Consider the following 1,963-nt stretch of genomic DNA (forward strand, 5'->3'; position numbering starts at 1 on the left):
GTGCCGGCCGACCGGCGGCCGTTCCGGCCGCACGTGACGCTCGCGCGGCTGCCGCACGATGCGATCGGCCAGCCCGCGCACGGCGGCGCGCCGGGGCGGCCCGTCGAGGTGCGCGTCGAAGCGCTGACGCTGTTCGAAAGCCGGCTGTCGCAGGAGGGCGTGTCGCATCGGCCGATCGTGTCGGCGCCGATTGCACGCGCGGACGACAGCGTCGGCGCTGAGGAGCGGCCCCACGAATGAATTTTTCCAGAGAGGGGAACGTGCCTTCCCGCCCGCATGGCGGCGTCGTTCGTCGTTATTCGCGCGAACAGGCCTAGCGGCCGTACCGCGCGAGCGTCAACCCCGCCAGATCGATCTCCGGCGTGCGTCCGGTGACGAGATCCGCGACCACCTTTCCCGAACCCATCGACATCGCCCAGCCCGTCGAGCCATGGCCGACGTTGAGCCAGAGGCCGTCGATCCCGCTCGCGCCGAGCAGCGGCGGCCCGTCGGGCGTCATCGGCCGGCGGCCGACCCAGAAGCGCGCCGACGTGCGATCGGCCGCGTGCGGAAACCAGTCGTCGAGCACCTTCATCAGCGTGTCGAGCGCCTGCTGCCGCAGCGCCGCGTGGCGATTGCCGAGCTCCGCGGTGCCGGCGACGCGCAGCGTCGGGCCGAAGCGCGTGATCGCGGTCTTCAGCGATTCGTCCATCAGCGCGGCGCAGGGCGCCTTTTCGTCGTCGACGACCGCGAGCGTGGCCGAGTAGCCTTTCACCGGATACAGCGGCACGTCGATGCCGTACGGTCGCAACAGGCCGGCGCTGTCGACGCCGAGCGCGACGACGATCGCGTCGGCGGCGAGTGTCGTGCCGTGTCGCGCGCCGCCGCTACCGTTGCCTTCGTGGTTTCCGCCCACGGCGACGACGTGGACGCCGCGCGCTTTTCCGCCCGCGACATCGAGTGCGCGCAGTTCGGTGTTGAAGCGGAATGCCACGCCGTTCGCTTCGCACAGTGCCCGCAGTTCGCGGGTGAAGCGCGCGCAGTCGCCGGCTTCGTCGTCGGGCAGGTAGATGCCGCCGACGGGCGCCTGCCGCGCCCAGCGCAGGCCCGGTTCGATCGCGGTGCAGCCGGCCGCGTCGAGTTCGCGAAACGCGATGCCGGCATCGCGCAGCACCTTCAGCGCGGGCTGCACCATGTCGACGTCGAACGCGCCGCGCAGCAGTTGCAGATAGCCGCGGCTCGCGCCGTAGTCGAAGGAATAACGCTCGCGAAACGCATGCAGGCACGCGCGGCTGTAATACGCGATGCGCTGCATCCGCTGCTTGTTCACGCGAAACCGCTCGAATTCGCATTCGCGCAGCCAGCGCGCGATCCAGCGCCACTGCGCGGCGTCGAGCGTCGGCCGGAAGATCAGCGGCGACGCGGGCTTGAACAGGTATTTGAGGATCTTGCCGGGCATCCCGGGCGCGGCCCACGGCGTCACGTAGCCCGGCGCGATCACGCCTGCGTTGCCGAGGCTCGTCGCCTGCGCGACATCGGCCTCGCGTTCGATCACGGTGACGTCGCAGCCTGCTTCGCGCAGGTGCCAGGCGGTGGTGACGCCGATCACGCCGGCGCCGAGAACGATCACGTGCATGCGGTGTCCGGAACGAGGCGGTGGCTCACGACGCGACGGCCGGATCGTCGACGAGCGACTTGCCGCGCGTTTCCGGCAGCACGAGCGCCGCGACGATCACCAGCAGATAGCCGCCGCCCGCGACGAGGCCGATCGCCTTCACGAGCGACATCGATTGCGACAGCGCGCCGACGAGGATCGGAAAGAACGAACCGAGCCCGCGGCCGAGGTTGTAGCAGAAGCCCTGGCCCGAGCATCGCGCGAAGGCCGTCGGCACCGTGCAGAGCAGCTGGTCGTTCGGCTGGGGCGCGGCCGCGATCCTCTACTGGGCGTTCTTCGCGCTGCTGCCGGAGCAGGTCGCGTGGCGCG

1 protein-coding gene and 2 pseudogenes are annotated in these 1,963 nt (G+C 70.7%); 1 reads left to right on the top strand and 2 read right to left on the bottom strand.

The window, feature by feature from the left end; all coding sequences use genetic code 11:
* A pseudogene (locus H3O04_RS35165) lies at positions 1-240 on the top strand (RNA 2',3'-cyclic phosphodiesterase); the annotation flags it as partial.
* Between the two features lie 73 nt (positions 241-313).
* Here H3O04_RS35165 and H3O04_RS35170 read toward each other — a convergent pair.
* Entirely contained in the window at positions 314-1,615 is a 1,302-nt protein-coding gene (locus H3O04_RS35170; RefSeq protein WP_011546619.1) for a D-amino acid dehydrogenase, read from the bottom strand.
* 25 nt (positions 1,616-1,640) lie between these two features.
* Positions 1,641-1,853: pseudogene (locus H3O04_RS35175) on the bottom strand (MFS transporter); the annotation flags it as partial.
* Positions 1,854-1,963: the final 110 nt, after the last annotated feature.

This window comes from Burkholderia sp. KCJ3K979 (assembly GCF_016759955.1).
Lineage (GTDB): Bacteria > Pseudomonadota > Gammaproteobacteria > Burkholderiales > Burkholderiaceae > Burkholderia > Burkholderia orbicola.